This window comes from Streptomyces sp. NPDC005931 (assembly GCF_042871235.1).
GTDB lineage: Bacteria > Actinomycetota > Actinomycetes > Streptomycetales > Streptomycetaceae > Streptomyces.
On the sequence record NZ_JBIAIG010000013.1, the window covers coordinates 178269 to 195687 of the forward strand.

Sequence of the window (17419 nt, forward strand, 5' to 3'; positions counted from 1 at the left end):
ATCTCCGCGGGTTCCACGCAATCGGAGGCCCGGCACGTGGCACGTCTCACGTCACCTGGCCGGATGTCACTGCGCGTGCCTCGCGACCACCCGGACGGTCTCCAGGTCGGGGTCCGTCGGATCCGGCAGGTTCATCCCCCCGGCCAGGCCCGTCCGCAGGTAGCGCAGCACGGGTTCGGTCAGCCGCTCGCCCGGCAGGACGGCGGGGATGCCGGGCGGATACGGCGTGATCATCTCCGCCGCCACCCGTCCGGCGGCCTCGCCCACCGGCACGTCCTCGGCCGGGCCGAAGAACGCGTCCCGCGGCAGCAGGGCCTGCTCCAGCCGCAGCTCGCCCGGCGACGGCACCTCCACGCGCGGTGCCTCGGGCAGGTTGGGCGCCACCCGCGCCAGTTCCCGCAGCGCCGAGAGCAGTTCGCCGGTCGTCTCCCGGTCGTCGCCGTGGGTGATCTGGGCGCCGATGCGGCGGTGGTCGACCAGATGGGCGTCGATGCTGCGGTGCTCGCGCAGCCAGTCCGCCGCCTGGTAACCCGTGATCCCGAGTGCCGAGAGGTCGATGATGCCGGGCAGCGGGTCGAAGTCGTCCGCCAGTTCCGGGCCGCAGAAGTCCTCGTGGCCGTGGACGTGCAGGCCGTCGATCTCCTCGACGGCGGACCGGACCTCGGCCGCGAGGTCGAGCGTGGCGCCGAGAAGATCCTTGCCGTGCAGCGCCATCTGCCGCCGCCAGCCGTCCAGCCCCGCGAGGATCAGCACCGACGGGCTGGTGGTGCCCAGCAGGTCCGCGCGCATCCCCAGCACGGCCGGCGGCACCAGGTCGCCCTGCAGATGGAAGACGCTGCCCTGCTCGAGACCGCTGCCCATCTTGTGGATGCTCGTCACGCAGATGTCGGCGCCCGCGTCCATGGCCCAGGACGGTAGGTCGGGGTGGAAGGGCAGGTGCGCGCCCCACGCCTCGTCCACGATCAGCGGCAGCGAACGCCGGTGGCACACGTCGGCGATCGCCCGCAGGTCCGCGCACGCGCCGTAGGGCGTCGGACTGGTGACCAGCGCACCCCGCGCCTCGGGGTGCGCCTCGAAGGCCGCGTCGAACTCGGCGGCCGACGGGGGATGGGCGAGGTGCAGTCCGGCGTCCCAGCGGGGCTCCACCCAGACCGGCTCGATCCCGGACAGGATCAGCCCGGCCACCACCGACTTGTGGGCGTCCCGCCCGATCAGCAGCTTCTCGTGCGGGCCCGCGACCGACAGCATCGCCGCCTTGACGGACAGGGAGCTGCCGCACGTGCTGAAGAAGGTGTGGTCGGCGTGCACCGCGTCGGCCATGAGCTCCTGGGCCCGCTCCAGCACCCGCCCCCGGGTGAGCCGGTCGTCCAGCCCGCCCGAGGCCAGCACGTCGCCCAGGAACACCGCGTCCCCGAGCACCTCCCGCACCGCGGGATCGGCGCCGCGGGCCTGCTTGTGCCCGGGAGGAGTGAAGCCCAGTCGCTGCGCGCGGTGATGCTCCACCAGCGCTTCCAGAATCGGTGCCCGGCTGTGATCGGCTGTCATGCACCTCGGGTGCCCGGCACCCGCGTACGCCAATCCGGCCGCGTCCGAATGCCGCGCTCGCGGGGCGATGGTGCCGCGTCCACGGGCGCGGCACCATCGCCCGTTCAGCTCCGGGTGATGTGCTTGCCCGGGGTGAGGATCTCGTCCAGCACCCGCAGGACGACCTCGTAGGCCACCCGCCGCGTCTCGGCGTCGCGCGTCGCCTCGGAATCCGCCCGGCCGAGCTCGTCGCGCTTGGCCCGCCAGACCCGTTCCTCCTGAGCCGCGCAGGCCCGTGCCCGCTGCATGCGGCGCAGCAGTTCGTCGGAATCCACCACATCTGCCATGCACTGCGCGTACCCCCCTGCGCCGTTCGGATGACACGTCGGGCGCCATGCGGCCGGAAAGGTGCCGGGAGGTTTGCCGGTACTCGGAGAGGTGAGCCGGAAAGAGGGTTCGGGGCGCAAATCGGAGCAAAAGGCCCCACCGTCGTCCGTCGCCCACCCTCTCTCATCGACCAGGGAGCAAAAGCATGTGCGAGGAGCACACCACCCGACTTGTCTTCGAGCCGCCGGGCGCGTCCCGGCCCCGGACGTCGACACCGCGCCGGCCCGCCGAAGTGCGCGAGGCCGTGCAGCGGGCGGTGTCCGAACGCTGCCGCGCCGGCCACACCCCGTGTGACGCCGACGCCCTCGCGGACGTCCTGCTCGTCGCCTCGGAGCTGACCACCAACGCGATCCTGCACGGCGGTGGGGTCACGGACTTCCAGGTCGACGTCACCGGCCCCGGCGTGCGCGTCTCCGTGAGCGACCGCAGCGACGAACTGCCCGTCGCCACCCCCCGGACCGACCGGCAGACGCCGCGGCCCGGGCGGCCACGGCTGGCCGATCGTGTGCCGGCTCGCCCGCGATGTAAGGGTGTCGGGACTGCCCACGGGCGGCAAGCGCATCACCGCCGTCGTGCCCCTGTCCTGAGGCCGCGGCGCACTTCCGGCGAATCGGGCGACGAAGCGGAGTTTGTTCCACCGGCGCCAGGGCAGTCGGAGTTTCGTGCTTCGGACCGGAGGCGCGCCAGCGGGAGCGGTAATGCTGCTCCGGGCCCTCCGTGCGGTCCCGGCGGCGACCGTCCCGCGGTAGATCCCCTGAAACCACCGTTCGGGAGCGAAACCGCATGCTCACAGACTCGTCCACCCACCGTCCCGGCACGCCCGACACGACGACCGCCGCCATCCGGCGGCGGCACGACGACGCCCCCGACACCGCGGCCCTGTTCGCCCGCCTCGCGTCCCTGGAGGACGGGCCCGAGCGGGACGCCGTCCGCGACGAACTCGTCACCGCCTGGCTGCCCATGGCCCACCGCATCGCCGGCCGGTTCCGCGACCGCGGTGAGTCCATCGAGGACCTGCGCCAGGTCGCCGCCCTGGGCCTGGTCAAGGCCATCGACCGGTTCGACCCGAGCCGCGGGGCCTTCGAGAGCTACGCGGTGCCCACCATCACCGGCGAGGTCAAGCGGCACTTCCGTGACCGGATGTGGGCCCTGCGGGTGCCCCGCCGGGTGCAGGAACTGCGCAACAAGGTGCGGGTGGCGCGGCGCGAACTCACCCAGAACCCAGGCAGCCCCGAGCCGTCCATGGCGGACATCGCCGCGCACACCGGGCTGACCGAGGAGGAGGTCTCCGCCGGGATGGAAGCGCTGGAGAGCTTCAGCACCCTGTCCCTGGACGCCGAACTCTCCACCGACGACGACGGCTACAGCCTCGCCGACACCCTCGGCGCCTCGGACACGTCCTACGACGTGGTGGTGGACCGCGAGTCCGCCAAGGAGGGCCTGCGGCGGCTGCCGGAACGCGAGCGCGCCATCCTCTACATGCGTTTCTTCGAGGACATGACCCAGAGCCGTATCGCCGACCGGCTGGGCATCTCCCAGATGCACGTCTCCCGCCTCATCAGCCGCAGCTGCGCACGCGTGCGCGCCGAGGTGATGGGGCAGCGGCCGGGCCGGCGCGGCACCGGCGGCCACTCGGCGACGGCGTAGCCGCCCGCCCGGACCGGAGAGCGGGAAGCCCGGGGACGCCGAAGTCCGGGGATGCCGAAGCCCTACCCACCGTGCTGCCGCCGGCTCGTCGACGAGTACGAGACCCTGGGGCCGACGGCGCCGGCCGGCACCGCCTCCGGTCCCCGGGGCCCCGCACCATCGGCTGCGCGGCCCGGCCCGCACCCAATGCGCCGCGACCGGCATGCGCGACGGGGGCCGGGCCCTGGGGAGCGCCCGCCGGTGGCCGGCGACGGCGCCCGCGGCCGTGTGCCGCCCGGCGTCCCTGATCGACTGAGCCCCGCCGTCCCGTCGAGGGCCCCGCCCGTGGAGGGCGGGGCCCTCGACGTGCCCGTACGCCCCCCAGGTGCCGTGTCGCGCTCCTCCCCCCGCTCCGTGCGCCGGGTGTGCCGGGGGGAAGCCGGGGCATGCGGAGTCCGGGAGGTTGACATATGAACACACGTGCGATGGCGTTGCGGGGCCGGGCAGGTGCCCGGAGAGCGGCCAACGGGTCGGTGACCGAGGGGGCCGCCAGGGCGGGACTGGCCGCCCGGGGTGTGATCTACCTACTGGTCGGCGTGCTCGCGCTGCAGATCGCCTTCGGCGACGGCGAGCGCCAGGCGGACCGCGGCGGAGCCCTGGCGGAACTGGCGGACAAGCCGTTCGGCGCGATCCTGCTGTGGGCACTGGGCATCGGGCTCGCCGGGATGGCCCTGTGGCGGCTGTCCCAGGCGCTGTTCGGGGCCGACGGCAAGGACGGCCGCTCCGCGCGCAAACGGCTTCTGTCGCTCGCGCGGTGCGTCTTCTACACCTTCGTCGCCTACTCCGTGCTGGCCTTCGCCGTGGGCCGTGACAACAGCGGCGGTTCCAGCGATCAGCAGTCCCGGGACGTCACGGCCAGGGCCATGGAGGTGCCCGCGGGGCAGTGGCTGGTGGGCCTGGCCGGAGCCGTCGTGATCGTCGTCGGTGTCTGGATCGCGGTCCAATCGATCCGCCGCTCCTACCACGACAAGCTCAAACTCGGTGAGCTGAGCCGCCGGACCCGCCGGCTGGTCGACGTGACCGGTGTCGGCGGCGGTACGGCCCGCGGTCTGGTGTTCGTCGCGGCGGGAGCCTTCGCGGTACGCGCCGCGGTCGACTACCGGCCCGACGAGGCGAAGGGTCTCGACGACACCCTCCGCAGCTTCGCCGACACCCCGCTCGGACCGTGGCTGCTGGTCTGCGTGGCCACGGGCCTGGTGCTCTTCGGCGTCTTCTCGTTCGCCATGGCACGCTGGCGCCGCGTCTGACCCGCGGCCCGGCCGACCCGCCCGCGCATGGACGGCGCGCATCGACGGTTCGCATTGACGGCCCGCATCCGGGGAACACGGGGCCAATGAGCGAATCCGAGATCCCGCCGGACGGCCGGCCCGTGGACGTCTACCTCGACCTCCTGCGCATCCGGATGGACACCGAGGACTACCGGCTCCTGCTCCGCGTGGTGGAGCCGGTCCTCCAGGCGATCGAAGAGCATCGTCTGTCCGGTCTCGACCTCGCCCTGGACGGCGGGGACGACGAGCTGCCCCAGGAGATCCGTGACGAGGCAGCCCTCGTCATCGCCACGGCCGTCACCGGCCGCATGGACAACGAAGTGGTCGAGCTGGAGGTCGACGACACCGGACCCGTCCGTGTCGTCACCGACGCGGCCACCGCCTCCGATCCCTCCCGCCTCGGCGAGATCGCCGACTTCATCAGGGAACGGCACCGCCAGAACGAGGAACTGCGCGGCATCGCCGAGGCCAGCGGACTGCCCACCGACTTCTGACCGACGCCCGCCCCCACTGCGGGGCGGGCGTCCGACCGCCGGCGAGCGGTTCCGTCAGCGGGACGGGCGCTCACCCCTCCGGCGCCGCCACCGGCACGCCCAGGGGGCGGGCGAGGCCCACGACCGCTTCGTCCAGGCGCTCCAGATGCCGCAGCACGCGGTCGGTGATCCTGCCGTACCGGGGCGTTCCGTCGGTCCGGAAGTCCAGCAGCGACGAGATGCTCGGCCCCGTCTCCACCTCCCCGGCGGCCTCCTCGCCGGCGACCCGCGCGGCGATCGCCCGGATGTTGCGCACCGTGCGTGCCGCCGCACCGCGCAGCCGCGGGTCCGCCGCGATCGAGGGGTGCGTCGGCAGCAGCTCGGCCGTCGCCGCCAGCGACCGCGCGTGATACGCACAGGTCTCCAGCAGGGCGACGACGTACCGCGCGGTGGCACGCCGGGCCCGCAGCGGGGTGACCGGGTGGGTGAGCGGCTGGGTGGCGGACCGCAGATCACCCAGGGCCTGGTCCAGTTCGCGAGCCCGGTCCAGCAGGTCGCCCGCCGATCCGCCGCTGAGCTGACCGGCGGCGGCCTCGGTGACCGCGGCAAGCCGCTCCAGCACGGTGCCCAGCAGTTCGTTGGTCCGCCGGTCGGTGTCCACCGGCAGCACCAGGGCCGCCGCCACCACCCCGCAGGCCGCACCCAGCGCCGTCTCCTCCACCCGCAGCACCAGTACCTCCCAGCTGTAGGTGTGCAGCAGGGTGTACAGCAGGCCCAGCATCGCGGTCACGAAGAACGACATCAGTGTGTACGACAGCGGCGCGGTGTAGAACATCGCGAAGATCAGCACCAGGACCAGCGCGAACGCCGTCCAGGTGTGCCGGCCCACGAGCGCGGCCAGCACGATCCCGGCGACGACGCCGAACACCGTGCCCAGCAGCCGCCGGTAGCCCTTGACCAGGATCTCTCCGGTGGAGGCCGTGTTGAGGAAGACGATCCAGCAGGTCAGCACCGCCCAGTACCAGCGGTTCGTGGACAGCAGCTCGCCTCCCACGACGGCCAGCGACGAACCGACGGCCACCTGGACGGCCGCGCGCGTGGTGGGCCGCTGCAGGCCCTTCGCCCGGTCGGCCGGCTCGGTCTCCTCACCGGCGTCGATGGCGGCGTCCTCGGCGTCCAGTTCCTCACGGGACCGGGCGGTGGACGGCGTGTCGTCCGACTCGTCCTGCGGGCCGTCCAGCGCGATCCGCAGCCCCATCACCGCGCGGGCCGCCTCACCGACGGCCCGGAACACGTCCCTGACGGCCGGTGACCCCGGCGGCAGGTTCTCGTCGTCCCGGTAGGCGAGCAGCCGGTTGCGCACATGGGCCAGCGCGGTCCCCGACACCTCGCTCCCCGCCCGCAGCACGAGCACGCGCAGGGCCAGCAGATCGCGGCGCAGCGCGGTCGCGGACTCCGGCGGACCGGGCAGCCGGCCGACCGACGGGGCGGGAGCGCCCGGCAGGTGCAGCGTCAGCGTGTCCGCCCGCTCGGCGCTTCGCGCGGACAGCAGCAGCAGGCCCAGCCGCTCCGCGGTGATCTCGGCATCCGCGATCCGGCGCTGCACCAGCCGGGCCGCCGACTCACCGGGGGTCCCCTCCTCCAGCCGCCCCTGGATCATCAGCGCCGTCTCGTGCAGCCGGGCGGTACCCGCGCGGACCTCCTCCAGCGCCCTGTCGACCTCCTCCGGGCCGGCGTCCAGCAGGGCCAGCTGCGCCGACACCAGTTGGGCGAGCCGAGCCCGGAAGGCCTCCCGCAACCGACCGAGCACACCCGCGGGCGTCACCGGCACGACGGCGAACCGCACCAGGGCACTGCATCCGAACGCCACGGCGACGGCCGCGCACAGCCGGGGCAGCTCGGCGGCGGAGACGCCCACGAACAGGGACAGGAAGTAGGTCTGGAAGCCGATCAGCCCGAGGGCGGTCCCGCGGTCGCCGAACCGGCGACCATAGACCGCGCAGAAGATCAGCACGACGAAGAAGGCGTCACCGACGACGACACGGGTGCTGAGCACCGCGCCCAGCGCCACCGAGGCGAGCGCCACCGGCAGGCCCAGGGCCAGCGTGACCGCCTGGGCACCGCGCTGCTTCTCGCGGATGGCGAAGGTGGCGACCATCGCGGCCATCGCGCCGGCCACCAGATCGGTGACGGCGAACCCCGCGAGGGCGAGCACCGCCAGCGTGAGGGCGATGGCGCCGACCGTGCGCAGGCCGGCGGTCAGCCGCAGCAGCCCCGGGTCGGACGCCGCGAGACGGTCCCGCAGCCGTGTCCCGGCCAAAAACTCCGCCGACCGGACCGGAGCCGAGGATCCCGCCGCCTTCACGCCGGCGCGCTCTCTCCCGCCATGCCGCTGTCCCGCCGCGCCCCGCAACGTGCCGCGGCCGGCCCGGTGCACAGGATCACGCGGCCGGCCGGGTGCCCGCACGGCGGACCGGCGCCCGCTCCTGCCGCCCGGACCCCGGTCACCCCGGCAACCGGCCCGTCTGCGCCACGTGCGCCCGGACCTGCTCCGGCGTCATGTAGAGGCCCGTGTGCTCCAGGTCCTTCAGCCTGACCGACTTGCGGGCCTGCAGGCCGGTGCGGACGAAGTCGTCGCCGGCGACCGCGTTCAGCAGCCAGTTGGTCATCACCCGGGTCTTGGCGACATTGGTGCGCAGCGCCGACCAGTGGTATCCGCGGGCCACCACCTGGGCGGGCAGGCCCCGCAGCTCCACTCCGAGCGGCTTGGAGACCGCGTCCCGGCCGCCCAGGTCGACGACGAGTCCGAGGTCCTTGTGGGTGTAGGGCCGCATCGGCTGGTTGCGCAGGGTGGCGATGACGTTGTCGGCGACCCGCTTGGCCTGCCGTGTCGCATGCTGGGCGGTCGGCGGGCACACGGAGCCCTCGCCCTTGACCGGGTCGGGCACCGCGGCGGCGTCACCGAGGGCGAACACCCCGTCATGACCGGGCAGGCACATGTTCTCGGTGACCGCGAGCCGGCCCCGGACGGTCTCCGCGCCGAGCGTGGCGATCAGCGGGCTCGCGACCACACCCGCGGTCCAGATCAGGGTGTGCGTCGGGATCACCCGGCCGTCGGTGAACGTGACCTCCTCGGGAGCCACCTTCTCCACGGAGACACCCAGGGAGATGTCGATGCCGCGCCTGGTCAGGATCTCCTGGGCACTGCGCCCGAGCTTCTCGCCCAGCTCGGGCATGAGCTTGGGCGCGATGTCGATCAGGTGCCACTTGATGAGCGCCGGGTCGAGGCGCGGGTAGCGCTTGACGGCCGCGTGCGTCAGCCGTTGCAGGCAGGCTGCGGTCTCGGTGCCCGCGTAGCCGCCGCCGACGACCACGAACTGGAGGCGCGAGGCACGCTCGGCGGGGTCCTGGCTGGCGTCGGCGAGGTCGAGCTGGGAGATGACGTGGTCACGGACGTAGGCGGCCTCGGCCAGCGTCTTCATCCCGAACGCGTGGTCGGTCAGCCCGGGGATGTCGAAGGTGCGGGTGATGCTCCCGGGCGCCAGCACGATGTAGTCGTACGGCTGGTCCACGATCCGGCCGGTGATGGTGCGGATGACGCAGACCTTGGCCCTCAGGTCCACCCCGATGGCCCCGCCGGGGATGATCCGGGTGCGGTACTTCCGGCTGCGGCGCAGCGAGAGGGCGATCGACTGAGGCGTCAGCACGCCGGAGGCGACCTGGGGGAGCAGCGGCAGATAGAGCTGGTAGGCGGACGGCGTCACCAGGGTGACGTCGGCTTCGTTCGGGGAGAGCTTGCGCTCCAGGCGGCGGACGCACTCCACACCGGCGAAGCCTGCACCGACCACCAGGATCCTGGGTCGTGTCACGGTGTTCATCCCTTTCCTGTGGCTCCAGGCGGGGACCGCCTCGAACGCCAACGCCTTCCGCGTGCCCCTGGATCGCCGCTTCGCACCCCCCTTGATCCCTCGCGGCTCGATCTCCCGCCGGCGGCCCGGTGAACGTGCCGGGCCCGGCGGGCGGGCGGACACCTTCAGCACCACGATGCCCGCACCGGTGCCGCAGCGCATCGGGAACCCGGTGGTCACCGCCCGGCAACGGGGGAGGGCCCCGATGTGGTCACCGTTTCCCGCGGAAGTGGCACAGCAGCAGGCAGACGTCGTCGTCCCGCTCGGAATCGCTCAGCAGCGGCTTCAGGATGCCGTCCGCCGAGCCCGCCAGGTCCGTGTCCAGCTCCGCCGAACCGAACGAGCCGAGCGCCGCGGCCAGCCGCCCGATGCCCGGGTCTATGCCCTGGGCCCGGCGCTCCACCAGCCCGTCCGTGTACAGGGCCAGCGTCGCCCCGGGCGCCAGCCGCTCCGTGTGGTCGGCGATCCGCTGCTTCAGGGGGATGCCCAGCATCGCACCCGGCTTCGCGTCCAGGATGCGCACCCGCCCGTCGGGCAGCCGCAGCACCGGCGGCGGATGGCCCGCGGCGGCCCAGGTCAGGGTGGGCTCGTCCGGGTGGAAGCGGGCGATGACGGCCGTGGCGTACAGGTCCGGCTGGAGGTGGTGCAGGAAGTTGTGCAGCCGCGTCAGCAGCAGGCCCGGGCTGCCGCCGTCGACGGCGTAGGCGCGCAGCGCGGTGCGCAACTGGCTCATCATCACGGCCGCGTGCAGTCCGTGCCCGGTCACGTCACCGACGACCGTGATCAGGCCGCCGTCCGGCTGGCGGAAGGCGTCGTACCAGTCACCGCCGATGTTCAGTCCGTGCGTGGCCGGCAGGTAGCGCGCGGCCAGACTCAGACCGCCGATGGCAGGGAGGTCCGTCAGCAGGGCGCGCTGGAGGGTCTCGGCGATGTCCCGGTTGTGCTCGAAGCGACGGGCGTTGTCGATGGCGATGCCCGCCCGTCGGGCCAGCTCGATCAACATCACGGCGTCGTCCGGGTCCCAGCGGTCGCCGGGCGGCGACAGGGTCAGCACACCCAGCGGCGCCCGGCGCGTCAGCAGCGGGATGCACAGCAGCGGCCGGGCGGGATCCAGCGCGGACGGCGGCTGGTCGTCGACCCCGGGCAGACCGCCGGGACGGTCGGCCGCGTACTGCGGGCGCCCGGTGCGGGCGGCGCGGACGGCCGCCGCCGGACGCGACGCGCGCCGTTGGGCGTCCAGGTGCGCTTCCCCGTCGTTGTCGAACAGCCACACGTCGACGCTGAAGGCGTACCGCGGCACCAGCAGTTCCGCCAGCCGGCGCACGATCTCGTCGTGGTTCAGCGACGCGTTCAGCACGGCGCTCGCGTCCGCCAGGAACGTCAGCCGGCGACGGGCGTTCTCCGCCTCGTTGCGCGCCCTGCGCTCGGCGGCGAACGCCTCCCGCTGGGCCCGTCCCGCCGCGTCCAGCTCGGCGTGCAGAGCCAGGACGCCCTGGTTGGTCTGGTGCAGCTCCTCCCGGTGGAAGGCGACCAGTTCCTCCTGCTCGGCGAGCTTGTCCAGCACCACGGCCGTGTCCTCGTCGGCGCCCAGCAGCCCCTCGGACAGATCGGCCGGATCTTCCGTCACCGGGTCGCCGTCGGGCGACCGGCCCGGCTCCGGGCAGACGACCGTCACCTCCCACGGCGTCTCCCCGTCGGCGCCCGAACCCGGCGACGGCGTCACCACGGCGTACAACCGCCCGTCCGCGCCGCGGGAACGCGGCACCTCCAGGGTCAGCAGCCAGGTGCCGCCCTTGGTGAGGCACTGTCGCAGCCGGCCGCTGAGCGCGGCGGCCAGTCGGGCGCGGTCCACGGTCGGCACGCCGTACTCAGCGGCCAGCCGCGCCACGGCGATCCGGGCGCGTGCCGCGTCGGAGACGGTGGTGATCTGCCAGGTTCTGGTCATCGGCGGTCCGGCGGGGTGGGGGACAGTACGGCGACGGCGGTGTCGTCCCGCACGGGGCTCGCGGAACTGCTCGCGTCGCGTATCGTCACGGCGGCCGTCACCGCCGGGTCGACCGCCGACAGATCCACCCCCGACGGCGGGGTCCAGCGGCTGGGCAGACCGTCGGTGTGCAGGATCAGCAGGCTCTCCGCCGACCAGGCGACGTCGTCCTCCCGGATCCTGGCCGGCCGGTGGGCGCCGACGATGCCGGGCCTGGACAGCAGCGCACGCCACGTGTCACCCACCCGCAGCCGGGCGCCCACGTTGCCTATGCCGGCGAACCTCAGTCGGCCCGCCCGGGTGTCGACCTGGGCCACCGCCACGGCCGCGCCCCGGGTGCCGGACAGCGCCTCGTGCAGCCGCGGCAGCGACTCCGCGGGCGCGAGATGCGCCCAGCGGCGCACCGCCTCGACGGCCGCGCCCGAGGCGCGTGCCGCCTCGGGACCGTGGCCGAGACCGTCGGCCAGCAGCAGCGTCAGCCGGTCGCCGGCCCGCACCCAGCCCCAGGCGTCGCCCGAGTGGTCCGCCCTGCAGTAGGGGACGTTGACCCCACCGGCGCGTACCGGGAGCAGCCCCGCCGCACCCCTCTCCGGGCCGTCCGCCTCACCCGTGACCACCCGGGCCACCGCCACCGTCCCCCGGCCGGGCACGCTGTGCAGGCCGAAGTCGTCGGCGAGGCGCCGGCACGTGCCGAGGCCGGCGCCCAGCGAGCCGGTCGTGGTGAACCCGTCCCGCAGCGCGGCCGGGAGATCGGTGATCCCCGGCCCGTGGTCGAGCGCCGCGATCTGCACGGCACGCGCCACGCGGCCCTCTGGCAGGGCGGGCGGGTCCACGACCTCGATGAGCACCTGGCCGCCCTGCGCGTGCTTGAGGAGATTGGTGGCGAGCTCGGTCGCCACCAGCGCGGCGGCCGCGGTGCGCCGCTCGTCGAACCCGGCCAGCGCGGCCGCGTCCTCCGCCGCCACCCGGACGTCCCGCACGCGGGTCGAGTCCCGGACCGGCACGTCCCAGACGCGCGGCATCACACCTCCTCGCGCGGTCGCGGCGGCCTGCCCACCCACGAGGTGACCCGCACCGTGGTGCCCGCCCCCGGAGCGCTCTCGACCCGGAAGTCGTGCACCAGGCGCCGGGCCCCGCCCAGCCCCATCCCCAGCCCGTCGCCGGAGGTGTAGCCGTCGCTCAGCGCCCGCTCGAGATCGGCGATGCCCGGCCCGTCGTCGCTGAAGGTCAGCCGCAGCCCGCTGACGCCGCCGCTGGTGACGTGCGCCGCCTCCATCCGGCCGCCCCCGCCGTGCACCAGGGTGTTACGGGCCAGCTCGCTGGCGGCGGTGACCAGCTTCGTCTGGTCCACCAGGCCGAAACCGAGCCGGGCGGCGGCCTGCCGCACATGCTGACGCACCCACACCAGATCCATGTCCGACCGGATGGGCAGGCAGGCGTCCACGCCCGCGGCAGTGTGCATCACGGACTCTCCCGGCGCATGCCGCCGGAGCGGGAGGACACGATCGGCTGCGCGAGGAGCTCCATGGCCGCCTCGGTGGTCAGCGCCGTACGCAGCCCGGGCAGCGTCAGCCCCAGCTCCACCAGGGTGATGGCGACCGCCGGGCGCATGCCGGCCACGACGGTCCGCGCGGCCAGCAGCTCGGCCTGCGCCGCGATCTCTGCCAGAACCCGCCCGAGGAACGAGTCGACGATCTCCACGCCGGAGATGTCGATGACCACCCCGGTCACCCGGCTCGCGGTGATGCTCTCGGCGATGTCCTGCTGAAGCTGCTGCGCCGTGCTGTCGTGCAGGTCCCCCTGGAGCGTGACCAGCAACAGGTCGCCGAGCCGGAGCACCGGAACGTGTCCCGCGACGGGGCGGGAGTACCCCTCGCTCACCGCAGACCCGCACCCGTGGGCGTGGCGTTGACGATGTCGGCCCCCAGTTCGTGCAGGCAGTATCCGAGCGCGTCGGCCAGGCTCGCCCGGGTGAGTACCGAGCCGAGGTCCAGGCCGAGGTGGACGATGGTCTGCGCGATCGCCGGACGGATGCCGGAGACGACGCACTCCGCGCCCATCAGCCGTGCCGCCGCGACCGTCTTCATCAGGTGCTGGGCGACCAGCGAGTCCACGGTCGGAACCCCGGTGATGTCGAGGATGGCGAACCGGGCGTGCTGCTCGACCACGGCGTTCAGGAGCGTCTCCATCACCACTTGGCTGCGCGCGCTGTCCAGCGTCCCGATCAGCGGGACCGCCACGATGCCGTCCCACAGCTTGATCACCGGGGTCGCCACCTCCAGCAGCTGCAGGCGCTGCCGGTCGATGAGCGCCTGCCCCTCGCTCAGCGCCGTCTGCATCGCCACCAGGCGCAGCGTGCCCATCAGCACGCTCAGCGTGGTCGAGCACTCCCGCAGCCATTCCGGTCGCGCCCCGTCCATGTCGGAGACCAGGAGGTTCTCCACCGGCGGCCACAGGGCCGCCAGCTCGCTCGACACCTGCGTGGTGGACAGCCCCGCCCGCGAACGGGCCGCGCCCATGCGCGCCAGCTGCTCGCGCACCGTGGTGAACCCGGCGGCGTCCGGGTCCTCGACCCGCTGCGCGTCGGCGACCTGGGCCAGCGCGTCGACGACCGCCTTGCCCGCCTCCACCGCCTCGTCCCGCGAGACGGTGAACACCGTCCGGAACATCGGCTCGTCGGCCCATCGCTGGGCGATCTGCTCACGGCGGCGCCGCAGGAAGTCGCTGATCTCGCGCGTCGGCGTGTCGAGCGCCCCGCCCGCTTCGTGCTCCGGCACCTGCTTACTCCTCATCATCGTTGCGTCGCACCGAGCCCGCTTCAGGCAACGAGACGGTGATGTGACCCTTGCCGGGCGACCACTCTAACGACGCGTCGACCTCGTGCGACACCGTGTCCCGCACCGGTGGCGACACGGGCCGTGACAGCCCGCGCGGACACCGCGGCGGCCGGGCGAACAGCGCGACGGCCGGTGGCGGGCGGCCCGTGAAGGCCGCGCTGCGCCCACCGGCCCGGCACTGGGACGTGGTGGCTCTCCGCGTGCTCGGCCCTTTCAGCTCTCCTCCGGGGACCCCTCCCGACCCGCCGCCGATCCGTCGACGCGCGCCAGGGCCTCCTCGACGCTCTCCGAGATCGGAACGGTGATGCTCACCCCCGTCAGGTCCAGGATGCGGCGCACGGCGGACGTGGGGGAGATGATGTGGACGCTCCCGGGCAGTTCCCGGGCCTCCTGGTAGACGCGCAGGATGATGTTCATGCCGGAGGAGTCCATGAACGGGACCTCCGACAGGTCGAGCAGGAAGTGCTGCCGGCCGTGGTGGAGCTGGTTCGCCAGGTGATGCTGGAACTCGGTCGCGGTGTCGACGTCCAAGTACCCCTCCACCTTGAGCAGGGCGACGTCCTCACGGGGCAGGGTCACCTCGACGGACAGAGGGTTCTGGGCTATGGGCACGAGTACCTCCAACAGGTGCTGACGGCCGGGGCTGGTCACCCCAGGGGCGGGTTCGGCGCACGCCGCTCCGGGCGCGGGAAGGATCACGCTCTCATGGGCTCCGGCCTGCGCCGACGCTTCCGTGGCGCCGGGCCGCGCAGCCCGTCGTCGTGTTCCATGCCGCGCTCCTCACGTGTCGGCCGAGTCTCACCGCGCAGCCGCGCGTACCCCCGAATCCCCGTGTCATGCCTCGCCCCAGCTCCGGCGCCTCCCGCCACGTCCGCGCACCGCCGCCTCAGCCGACCCGGATGCCGATGATGCAGGTGTCGTCGTCCGTGTCCGACCGGCTGTAGGTGAGCAGCCGGTCCAACTGCTGGTCGAGCGTGCTCGGTGCCGTGGAGGCGGTGGACAGCAGATGTGTCAGGGACTCCTCCACGGAGCGGTCGCGCCGCTCGATCAGGCCGTCCGTGTACATCAGCAGCGTGTCCCCGTCGGCCAGTTGCAGCTCGGCCTCCTCGTACGACGCCTCCGGCACCGCCCCGAGCAGCATGCCGCCGACCAGCGGCAGGGGGGCGGCTTTGCTGTCCCGCACCAGCACCGGCGGCAGATGGCCGGCCCGGGCCCACCTGAGGGTGTTGCGGTCGGGGTCGTACAGGCCGCACACGGCGGTGGCGGTGACCGCGCCCGTCAGGTGGTGGGCGACGATGTTCAGCCAGGACAGCAGCTGACCGGGTCCGGCGCCGGTGACGGCCAGGCCGCGCAGCGCGTTGCGCAGGACCACCATGCTGGTCGCCGCCTCGATGCCGTGGCCCGCGACGTCCCCGACGCACAGCAGCACCCGCCCCGTCGGCAGCACCACGGCGTCGTACCAGTCGCCGCCCACCAGCTGCTCGGCCTCGGCCGGACGGTAACGGACGGCCACGGAGAGGTCGGGCACCTGGAGCGGGGCATGGGTGGGCGGCATGATGGCGTGCTGCAACTGAAGGGCCAGCCGGTCGCGTTCGCTGGCGTGCTGTTCGGTGTGCGCGAGCTGGTCGCGGGTGGCGGCCAGGGCCACCTCGGTCCAGTGCTGGGCCGAGATGTCCTGGTAGGCGCCGCGCACGGTGAGCAGCCGGTCGTCGCTGTCCAGGACCGGCTCGGCGACCAGCCGGATGTGCCGGGTGACCCCGTCCGGCCGCTGGAGCCGGAACGCCGCCGAGGCCGGCCGGCGATGGTGCAGCAGGGTCCGCAGGAACCGGCGGATGGTGACGCCGTCGTCCGGGTGGGCGTGCGCGGGCAGCTCCTCCAGCCGTACCGGAGCGGCCGACGTGGGGCGCCCGTACAGGTCGAAAAGCTGCTCGTTCCAGGTGATGTCGCCGGTGAGCAGGTTCTCCTCGAAGCCGCCGATCCGGCCCAGCCGCTGGGCGTGCTGGAGCAGGCTCGCCAGGCGGGCCGCCTCGTCCTCGATGCGCCAGATGAACAGCACGCTCGAGCCGTGCCGGCTCACGCTGATGTCCGCGACCGCCGACAGCGGAACCTGGTCGACCAGCGCGGTCAGGTTCATGCGCCGGGCCCGGAAGGGCTCGCCGGTGGCGTACACCCGCTCGATCCGCTGGAAGAGCTCGCTCTGCCCGGCGGCCATCGGGTAGGCCTCCAGCAGCAGGGAGCCGTTGACCATCGCGCGCGGCCGGCCGGCCGGGTCGAGGAACCGGCCGTTGACGTGCTGGATGCGGAAGTCGACCAGGTTGCCGGAGCCGTCCAGGTGCGGCACCAGGACCAGCGCCGGGTCGTGCAGGCCGTCGGCGAGGTCCATCAGCTCCGCGGCGTCCGGCAGTACCCGCGGCTCGCGGGCCGCGCCGCCGGGCATCGTGTACGTCTCCAGCGTGTGGGCGCACAGCTCGGCCAGGGCCTCCACCTGACGCACGATCTGCGGCGGCTGCTCGGGCAGCGGTGCGGGCCACGCGATCTCCAGCACGCCGTGCACCCGCCCCCCGGTGCCCGCGGGCACGGCCGCCCGGCCGCCCTCGGGGTGGTGGTGGCGGCCCACACTGGGCAGGCCCGTCTCGGCGAGCGACGTGATCCACAGGCCGTCGCGTTCGGTGAGACCGCACCGGGCCACCGTCGCCACGTCCGGCGGGACGTAGTGCCAGCGTGCCGCCTCGGCCGGGGAGAAGCCGGCGCTGCCCGCCAGGGTGAGCGAACCGTCGGCGCCCGCCGCCCAGATGGCCACCGCCGTCGCGCCGAGCGGACGCAGCGCCTGCTCCAGCAGGGACGCGGCGACGGCCTGCGTGTCGTCCGCCGCGAGCGCCCCGCTCTCGGCCGCGCGCAGCCGCACCGCGGCGGACTCGGACTCCGCCTCGGCGCGGGCCTCGGCGACCGCCCGGGTGGCGGCCAGGAAGGCGTCCGTCACCTCCGACATCCGGTCCCGGGCCGCCTGATTGATGACTTCGACCGCGAACTCCAGCTGGGTCGTCCCGGCCTGCTCGGCCAGTTCAGCGAGCTGGCGGGCGGCCTGCGAGGGACCGCACTGGAGACGCTCGACGAGGATGCCCTTGGCGAGTTCGATCAGGGCACGCCCCTCGGCCTCCGCCTGCGCCGCCCGCACCTCGCGGCTGAGCCGGTCCACGGTGGCCGCGAGCCTGCCCACCGGGGAGGCGGCGGCCACGCCGGCGGGCCCCGCCGGGGCGGAGGGGACCGGCGCGGACGGCGGCGACGGGACGGAGGGGTCGAGCCGCGGCTCACCGCGGTGCGGCTCGCCCGGATGCTCGGTGATGCTCACGGT

14 protein-coding genes and 1 pseudogene are annotated in these 17419 nt (G+C 73.8%); 4 read left to right on the forward strand and 11 right to left on the reverse strand.

Annotation, left to right across the window (positions count from 1 at the left end):
- Window positions 1-66: 66 nt before the first annotated feature.
- Both ACFYOV_RS26835 and ACFYOV_RS26840 read right to left on the reverse strand, forming a co-directional pair.
- The gene (locus ACFYOV_RS26835) at window positions 67-1545 is read right to left on the reverse strand and encodes an aminotransferase class I/II-fold pyridoxal phosphate-dependent enzyme (RefSeq protein ID WP_389091636.1); all 1479 of its coding nucleotides are present in this window, start codon (window positions 1543-1545) and stop codon (window positions 67-69) included.
- 104 nt (window positions 1546-1649) lie between these two features.
- Window positions 1650-1871 carry a hypothetical protein gene (locus tag ACFYOV_RS26840; protein ID WP_389091638.1) on the reverse strand — a complete coding sequence of 74 codons (222 nt, stop codon included), beginning with the start codon at window positions 1869-1871 and terminating at the stop codon, window positions 1650-1652.
- Window positions 1872-2056: 185 nt separating this feature from the next.
- Between ACFYOV_RS26840 and ACFYOV_RS26845 the strand changes: the two are divergent.
- The 4 genes and pseudogenes from ACFYOV_RS26845 (at window position 2057) to ACFYOV_RS26860 (ending at window position 5359) form a co-directional block, all read left to right on the forward strand.
- Window positions 2057-2498, forward strand: a pseudogene (locus ACFYOV_RS26845) (ATP-binding protein).
- A gap of 196 nt (window positions 2499-2694) precedes the next feature.
- Window positions 2695-3558, forward strand: coding sequence for a SigB/SigF/SigG family RNA polymerase sigma factor (locus ACFYOV_RS26850; protein WP_389091640.1), 864 nt, complete (start codon window positions 2695-2697; stop codon window positions 3556-3558).
- A gap of 449 nt (window positions 3559-4007) precedes the next feature.
- Entirely contained in the window at window positions 4008-4844 is an 837-nt protein-coding gene (locus ACFYOV_RS26855; RefSeq protein WP_389091642.1) for a DUF1206 domain-containing protein, read from the forward strand.
- An 86-nt stretch (window positions 4845-4930) separates the two neighbouring features.
- Window positions 4931-5359, forward strand: a complete 429-nt coding sequence (locus tag ACFYOV_RS26860) for a hypothetical protein (RefSeq protein WP_389091644.1) — start codon at window positions 4931-4933, stop codon at window positions 5357-5359.
- 70 nt (window positions 5360-5429) lie between these two features.
- Here the strand turns inward: ACFYOV_RS26860 and ACFYOV_RS26865 are convergent, their stop codons facing one another.
- The 9 genes from ACFYOV_RS26865 to ACFYOV_RS26905 all read right to left on the reverse strand — a co-directional run bounded on the left by ACFYOV_RS26865 (window position 5430) and on the right by ACFYOV_RS26905 (window position 17416).
- Window positions 5430-7658 carry an FUSC family protein gene (locus ACFYOV_RS26865; RefSeq protein ID WP_389091645.1) on the reverse strand — a complete coding sequence of 743 codons (2229 nt, stop codon included), beginning with the start codon at window positions 7656-7658 and terminating at the stop codon, window positions 5430-5432.
- Window positions 7659-7842: 184 nt separating this feature from the next.
- Window positions 7843-9216 (reverse strand): NAD(P)/FAD-dependent oxidoreductase, encoded by a 1374-nt coding sequence (locus tag ACFYOV_RS26870; RefSeq protein ID WP_389091647.1) that lies wholly within the window; start codon window positions 9214-9216, stop codon window positions 7843-7845.
- 241 nt (window positions 9217-9457) lie between these two features.
- Entirely contained in the window at window positions 9458-11191 is a 1734-nt protein-coding gene (locus ACFYOV_RS26875) for a PP2C family protein-serine/threonine phosphatase (RefSeq protein ID WP_389091649.1), read from the reverse strand.
- Window positions 11188-12252: a SpoIIE family protein phosphatase gene (locus ACFYOV_RS26880; protein ID WP_389091651.1), complete on the reverse strand. Its 1065-nt coding sequence runs from the start codon at window positions 12250-12252 to the stop codon at window positions 11188-11190. Before ACFYOV_RS26880 ends, ACFYOV_RS26875 begins: the two co-directional genes overlap by 4 nt.
- Window positions 12252-12692, reverse strand: a complete 441-nt coding sequence (locus ACFYOV_RS26885; protein WP_389091702.1) for an anti-sigma regulatory factor — start codon at window positions 12690-12692, stop codon at window positions 12252-12254. The genes ACFYOV_RS26880 and ACFYOV_RS26885 overlap by 1 nt, the downstream gene beginning before the upstream one ends.
- The gene (locus ACFYOV_RS26890) at window positions 12692-13111 is read right to left on the reverse strand and encodes an STAS domain-containing protein (RefSeq protein WP_389091653.1); all 420 of its coding nucleotides are present in this window, start codon (window positions 13109-13111) and stop codon (window positions 12692-12694) included. The genes ACFYOV_RS26885 and ACFYOV_RS26890 overlap by 1 nt, the downstream gene beginning before the upstream one ends.
- The gene (locus ACFYOV_RS26895) at window positions 13108-14007 is read right to left on the reverse strand and encodes an STAS domain-containing protein (protein WP_389091655.1); all 900 of its coding nucleotides are present in this window, start codon (window positions 14005-14007) and stop codon (window positions 13108-13110) included. Before ACFYOV_RS26895 ends, ACFYOV_RS26890 begins: the two co-directional genes overlap by 4 nt.
- A gap of 273 nt (window positions 14008-14280) precedes the next feature.
- Complete coding sequence (locus ACFYOV_RS26900) at window positions 14281-14679, reverse strand: STAS domain-containing protein (RefSeq protein WP_389091657.1); 399 nt, start codon at window positions 14677-14679, stop codon at window positions 14281-14283.
- Window positions 14680-14953: 274 nt separating this feature from the next.
- Window positions 14954-17416 (reverse strand): SpoIIE family protein phosphatase, encoded by a 2463-nt coding sequence (locus tag ACFYOV_RS26905; RefSeq protein ID WP_389091660.1) that lies wholly within the window; start codon window positions 17414-17416, stop codon window positions 14954-14956.
- Window positions 17417-17419: the final 3 nt, after the last annotated feature.